This is a genomic window from Pseudonocardia sp. KRD291, from assembly GCF_019263595.1.
Lineage (GTDB): Bacteria > Actinomycetota > Actinomycetes > Mycobacteriales > Pseudonocardiaceae > Pseudonocardia.
The window spans coordinates 37,179-43,373 of sequence record NZ_JADQDD010000015.1; the positions used below are offsets into that span (position 1 = coordinate 37,179).

Here is a 6,195-nt window from a genome sequence, read left to right on the forward strand (position 1 = left end):
CTACGTGGCGGAGTTCGACGACAGGCCTGTTCCGATCACCGGCGCCCTGCCGGTGCGGCAGCGAGATGCCACCGCACCGGCGCCGGGCTCACGCCATCGACGCGGCTCCCGTCGTCGCCGTCTCGAAGCCCTCGTAGCCCTTCGCGGCCACCTCGTCGCACAGCCCGCGGTACACCCCGACCCCACCCATGTACGGGTAGACGCTGCGCTGCTTGCCCGGGATGTTCGCGCCCATCCACCACGAGTCGGCCTGCGGCAGCAGGGTCATGTTGCCGACGGCGGTGTGGTGCTCGACCCAGCCGTCCTCGGCCTCGGCGGTCGGTTCGATCCGGTCCAGGCCGCGCTCGTTCATCCAGCGCAGGCAGTCGGTCACCCAGTCCACGTGCTGCTCGATCGAGACCGGCATGTTGCTCATCACCGACGGGCTCTGCGGCCCGGTGATCATGAACAGGTTCGGGAAGCCCCGCGTGGTCAGACCCATGTAGGTGCGCGGGCCGTCGGTCCACTTCTCCGTGAGCCCGACGCCGTCGCGGCCGGTGATGTTGAGCCGGAACAGCGTGCCGGTCATGGCGTCGAAGCCGGTGGCGTAGACGATCGCGTCCACCTCGTAGTCGGTGCCGTCCACCCGCACGCCGTTCTCGGTGATCGCCTCGATCGGCGTCGAGCGCACGTCGACCAGGGTCACGTTGTCCCGGTTGAACGTGTCGTAGTAGCCGTTCTCCAGTGGCGGGCGCTTGGTGAAGAACGGGTGGTCGGTGGGGCTGAGCATGGCCGCGACCTCGGGGTCGCGCACCTTCTCGCGGATCTTGCTGCGCAGGAACTCCGCGGCCGTCGCGTTCGCGTCGGCATCGATCAGCAGGTCGTTGAACGTGGTGCCCAGACGGAAACCGCCGCGCGCCCACGCCTCCTCGAAGATCTCCTGCCGCTCCTGGTCGCTGACCGACAACGCGGTGCGGTCCGGGGCGTCGTAGGGGAAGCCGAAGCCGGTCTCCCGGGTGCGCGCCCAGATGTCGGCGTAGTTGTCCTTGATCTCGCGGGCGTCCTCCTCGCTCATCGGCCGGTTGCCACCGGAGATGTCGTAGTTCGGCGTCCGCTGCAGGACCACGACGTGCGCGGCCTGCTCGGCGATCTCCGGGACCGCCTGCACCGACGTCGCCCCGGTCCCGATCACGGCGACCCGCTTGCCGGTGAAGTCCACGCCCTCGTGCGGCCAGCGCCCGGTGTGGTAGCTCTCGCCGCGGAAGCTGTCGCGCCCCGGGAAGTCGGGCAGGTTGGTGGTGGACAGGCAGCCCACCGCCGTGACCAGGTGCCGCGCGGTCGTCGTGGCGCCGTCGCCGGTCTCGACGTGCCAGCGGTTGCCCTCGCCGTCCCAGGTCGCCGCCGTGACGGTGGTGGAGAACCGGATGTCACGGCGCAGGTCGTAGCGCTGCGCGACGTGCTGCAGGTAGCTCAGGATCTCCGGTTGCCCTGCGAACCGTTCGCTCCAGGTCCACTCCTGCAGCAGCTCCTGCGACAGACGGTCGGAGAAGCTGTAGAAGTAGCTCTCGGAGTCGCAGCGTGCACCCGGGTACCGGTTCCAGTACCAGGTGCCGCCGACGTCGTCGGCGGACTCGACCACCTGTGCGCGCATTCCCAGCGTGTCCCGTAGCCGGTGCAGCATGTAGAGGCCGGAGAAGCCGGCCCCCACGATCAGGGCGTCGAGGTCGGGGCCGTCGTTGCGGGTGTCGGTCATGGATGCGCCGCTCCGTCGTCGGGGCGTCACACCGATGTGACGCCTCTCACGAGTCTGCACACGTCCCGGACGGCTACGCCAGATCCGAACCGGTGCCGCACCCGACGATTCGGACCGCCCGTGTGAGGTACCCCCGAGGATGACCGACCGATCCGACCTACCGATTCCCGACTTCGACCACCTCCCGGAGAACGGGCTGGCGAACCGCATCCGCACGCTCGACGCCGCGGACCTGCAGACGTTGCTCGACTACGAGCGTGCGCACGCGAACCGGCTCCCGATCGTGATGCTGATGGAGAACCGCCTGACCGCACTGCGCGACGGCGACGCCGAGCCGACCGGCGGCGACCCGGCCGGGGCGCAACCGGAGACACCGTCGACGCCCGACCGCGGCTCGCCGGTGCCGGATCAGCACCAGCAGGCGAACAACCAGCCGCTGCGACACGGCGTCTCCGACCAGACGCCGAACCGCCCGACCCGCTGAGCCGAGAACTCGAGCGAGAACTGTCGAGGAGGACGAGATGACCCGACGTGACGACCTGCGCGTGGACAAGGCACTCCAGGGTGCCGACTTCCCGGCCGACCGCCGGACACTGCTCACCTACGCCCAGGAGCGCGGCGCCGACGAGGAGACGCTCGAGGCGATGCGCGCGCTGCCCGAGCGCACCTACGCCAGGGCCTCCGAGGTCGTCGACGCCGTGCCGCAGGAGCCCGAGGGCGACCGGCCCGGCGGCGTCGAGCGCTGAACCGCCCGGGGCCGGGACCCGTTCAGCTGCCGAACTTCTCCCCCAGCGCCGCGAGTCCCGCCCCGAACACCCCGTTCGCGAACAGGTCCACCAGCTGGCCCTCGTCGGCGGCCTCGGCGTCGAAGTCGACCCACCACTCGCCGAACGTCTGACCGGTCGCCGTCACCGGCGACAGTCGCACGGTGGAGATGTAGCGGCGGACCGGGAACGGCGACTCGAGGATCTCGTAGGTCAGCGAGTGGAAGCGGTCGTCGATCGACACCAGCTGTTCGACGACGACGCCCCCGTCGCCGAGGGTGAGGCGGCGCTGGGCGCCGATCTCGAAGCCGGTCGCACCGCGGATCAGCTCGGATGTCGCGATCGCCGGGTGCCAGCGGTCGAGACCGCCGAAGTCGCGGATCGAGGGCCACACCTGCTCGAGTGGGGCGGGGATGACGGCACTGGAGTACGGACGCGGCATGGCGGAGAGCTCCTCGTCTACGAGCCGGACAGGTCTACGAGCCGGACAGGCGGGTCTTGAACAGGCGGGTCTGCTCGGTCAGGGCCTGCTCGACGGGCAGGCGCTCCATCGAGGATGCGCCGTAGAACCCGTGGCAGTGCTTCGCCCTCGACAGGACGTACGCGGCGTCGTCGGGCATCGCGATCGGGCCGCCGTGGCAGAGCACGAGGACGTCGTCGCGCACCTCCAGCGCGGCCGCGGCCCACTCGTCGACGAGCGCGACGCAGTCGTCGAGGGTCTTCGACGTCTCGGCGCCGATCGAGCCGCCGGTGGTCAGGCCCATGTGGCAGACGACGATGTCCGCCCCGGCCCGGGTCATCGCGCGGGCGTCGTCGGCGGAGAACACGTACGGCGTGGTGAACAGGTCCCGGGCGCGGGCCGCGGCGACGAGGTCGACCTCGAGGGCGAAGCCCATCCCGGTCTCCTCCAGGTTCGACCGGAACGTCCCGTCGATCAGGCCGACCGTCGGGAAGTTCTGGATGCCGGCGAAGCCGAGATCGTCGAGCTCGCGCAGGAACCGGTCGGTGATCATGAACGGGTCGGTGCCGTTCACCCCGGCCAGCACCGGCGTGTGCTCGACGACCGGCAGCACCTCGGACGCCATCTCCACGACGATCTCGTTGGCGTTGCCGTAGGCCAGCAGCCCGGCCAGCGAGCCGCGCCCGGCCATCCGGTAGCGGCCGGAGTTGTAGATGACGATGAGGTCGATCCCGCCGGCCTCCTCGCACTTGGCCGAGAGCCCGGTGCCGGCGCCGCCGCCGACGATCGGCTCGCCGCGGCGCGCCATGTCGGTGAAACGTTCGACCAGCTCGCCTCGCTGGAACCTCACTGTGTCGACCTCACTGGCCAAGCACCTCCCGCCACGCGGCGACGGCCGCGTCGGCGAACTCGGGGTCGTTGATGTTGTGCGGTACCCGCATGATCCTCTCCGGGCGCCGCACGTGCTGCTCGATCGCGGTGAACAACGCCTCGTCGGCGTCCGGGTCCCAGAACGCCTGTCCCGGGGCGTCGAGCACGGACACGCCGCCGGTCGGCAGCAGGAACAGCACCGGTCCGGTGCACGCGTCGAGCTTGCCGGCCAGGAAGCGGCCGATCGCGGCGTTCTCCTGCGCCGTCGTGCGCATGAGCGTGACCTGCGCGTTGTGCTCGTGGAGCAGGCGGTCGGCGAAGCGTTCCGGCACCGAGTCGCGGGACCCGAAGTTGACCATGTCGAGCGCGCCGCAGGAGCCGACGTAGGGCACCCGGGTGCGGGCGATCGCGTCCAGGCGGTCCGGACCGGCCGCCATGATGCCGCCGACGACGAGGTCCGCGATCTCGGTCGTGGTCAGGTCCAGCACCGACGTGATCAGCCCGTCGTCGACCAGCTTCTCCATCGCCTTCCCGCCGGTGCCGGTGGCGTGGAAGACGAGCGCGTCGACGTCGTCGCCGAGACGCTCGCGCACGGCCGTGACGCACGGGGTGGTCACGCCGAACATCGTCAGCCCGGCCGCCGGGCGGTCGTCCGCGACCGGGACCGACGCGGCGACGGCGCCGGCGAGCATGTGCGCGGCGTTGCCCAGGACCATGCGCGAGATCCGGTTCAGACCGGCCACGTCGGTGACCGAGTACAGCATCGCGATGTCCGACGCGCCGACGTAGGGCGCGGTGTCGCCGGAGGCCACGGTCGAGACCATCACCTTCGGCACGCCGACCGGCAGCGCCTGCATCGCCGGGGTGATCACCGCCGTACCGCCGGAGCCGCCGAGCCCGAGGACGCCGTCGACGTCGTCGCGGGAGAGCAGGTACCGCTCCAGGGCCACGGCCATCGCCCCGACCGCGGAGCCCCGGTCGCCGGTGAACACGGCGTCGGTGCCGTCGGGGTGGTGCGCGGCGACCTCCCCGGCCTGCACGTCGGCCGCGGTGGTCGGGCCGCCGCCGGTGGAGACGTCGACCCGGGACACCCGCGTGCCCGCCGCCTCGAGCAGCTCGGCGACGTAGCCGAGCTCGTCGGACTTGGTGTCGTGCGTGCCGATCACGTACGCGGTGCCCACCAGGGATGTGTAGCGCAGATCGCCGGCCGGGACGAGGGGTCGGCAGCACCGATCCGGCATCGGCCGTGCCCCCTCGGTACCCGCCCGGAGCAGTCACCTCGGGCACGATCCCGTCGTTGGGTAGTCATGCTGCGCCATCCGGACCACACCAGCGGGCTCGTCCTGCCCATGGACGCGCGTCCCGGCCGGCATCACGGCGCTACCCCGGCGAACGGGTCGGCGTCACGGGGCCCGGCGATGATCGTCGGGTGGTGGGCCGAGCCGGCCGCGACGGCCCGCTCGTGGGGCGATGCCCTCTCCGCGGGCAGCGAGCTCGCCCGCCACCTCGGTCGGGTCGTGTCGCGCGGCCCGCAGGAGCACTCCGTCCTCGACGGCGGCCTGACGTTCCGGCTCTGCCTGCCCGAGGCGTTCGGCGCCGAGCCGCTGCTGCACCTGGCCGACGGGTCTACGTGGCGTACGGACCCGCCCGGGCGCGGTGTGCTGGTGCCGCTGTCGGGGCCGCGCCAGGGCGCCGTCGCACCCGGCGCGCCGCTCGGGCTGATGGCGCTGACGCTGCTCACCGAGATCGCCACCACCGACGTCCAGAACCGCGTGGTGACCGAGCTGACGACCGCCGTGCACGACCTCGTCCCGTCCGCACCGACCCGGCTCGACGCCCGGCTGCGCGCCGCCGAGGAGACGTTGCGCGCGGCCCAGACCGCGCTGCTCGAGCACGGCGCCGTCGGGGAGGACGTGGCGCTGGGTACGGCGGCGGCCAACCTGTCGGTGCTGCGCCACCAGACCGTCGCCCACCTGGCCGGCTGGGAACGCGTCGTGGAGAACCTCGACCCGGCCGGAGCACACGGCACCGCGGTGCGCGAGGCCCTGGGCGGGGTCGGGCGACTGGGCTGGGCCGGGTTCCCCGGTGCCGTGCATGCCGCCTACCAGGGCCTGGTGCTCGACGCCCGCCGGATCCTGCTCGTCGCCGCCGAGCAGCACCTGCGCGTCCCGGAGCGGTCGATGACGGCGCTGCGCCCGCTCGTCGAGGCCGACCTGACTGCCCGCGCCGCCGACGTCGCGCGACTGCGCCGGATCCTGGCCAGGCTCTCGGTCACGCCGCTGACCGTGCGCAAGCGCTCCGGGGCGATGCTGCCGCACCTGATCGCCGACCAGGCACTGGACAACGCACACGCCCAGGCCCTGTTCGCG

6 protein-coding genes and 1 pseudogene are annotated in these 6,195 nt (G+C 72.0%); 3 read left to right on the forward strand and 4 right to left on the reverse strand.

The window, feature by feature from the left end; translation table 11 throughout:
- Positions 1-88 precede the first annotated feature (88 nt).
- Positions 89-1,732, reverse strand: coding sequence for an NAD(P)/FAD-dependent oxidoreductase (locus I4I78_RS04390; RefSeq protein ID WP_218609878.1), 1,644 nt, complete (start codon positions 1,730-1,732; stop codon positions 89-91).
- Positions 1,733-1,871: 139 nt separating this feature from the next.
- Between I4I78_RS04390 and I4I78_RS04395 the strand changes: the two genes are divergently transcribed.
- Positions 1,872-2,216, forward strand: coding sequence for a hypothetical protein (locus tag I4I78_RS04395; protein ID WP_218609879.1), 345 nt, complete (start codon positions 1,872-1,874; stop codon positions 2,214-2,216).
- Positions 2,217-2,253: 37 nt separating this feature from the next.
- Positions 2,254-2,478 carry a DUF2795 domain-containing protein gene (locus I4I78_RS04400; protein WP_218609880.1) on the forward strand — a complete coding sequence of 75 codons (225 nt, stop codon included), beginning with the start codon at positions 2,254-2,256 and terminating at the stop codon, positions 2,476-2,478.
- A gap of 22 nt (positions 2,479-2,500) precedes the next feature.
- Here the strand turns inward: I4I78_RS04400 and I4I78_RS04405 are convergent, their stop codons facing one another.
- Genes I4I78_RS04405 through I4I78_RS04415 form a run of 3 tightly spaced genes read right to left on the reverse strand, consistent with a single transcriptional unit; the run spans position 2,501 to position 5,007 of the window.
- On the reverse strand, positions 2,501-2,938 hold the full coding sequence (locus tag I4I78_RS04405; protein ID WP_218609881.1) for an SRPBCC family protein: 438 nt from the start codon (positions 2,936-2,938) through the stop codon (positions 2,501-2,503).
- A gap of 34 nt (positions 2,939-2,972) precedes the next feature.
- Complete coding sequence (locus tag I4I78_RS04410; RefSeq protein ID WP_308251893.1) at positions 2,973-3,806, reverse strand: phosphoenolpyruvate hydrolase family protein; 834 nt, start codon at positions 3,804-3,806, stop codon at positions 2,973-2,975.
- A 10-nt stretch (positions 3,807-3,816) separates the two neighbouring features.
- Positions 3,817-5,007, reverse strand: coding sequence for a Tm-1-like ATP-binding domain-containing protein (locus I4I78_RS04415; RefSeq protein ID WP_218609882.1), 1,191 nt, complete (start codon positions 5,005-5,007; stop codon positions 3,817-3,819).
- A gap of 126 nt (positions 5,008-5,133) precedes the next feature.
- On the opposite strand from I4I78_RS04415, the pseudogene I4I78_RS04420 reads away from it, so the two are divergent.
- A pseudogene (locus I4I78_RS04420) lies at positions 5,134-6,195 on the forward strand (hypothetical protein); the annotation flags it as partial.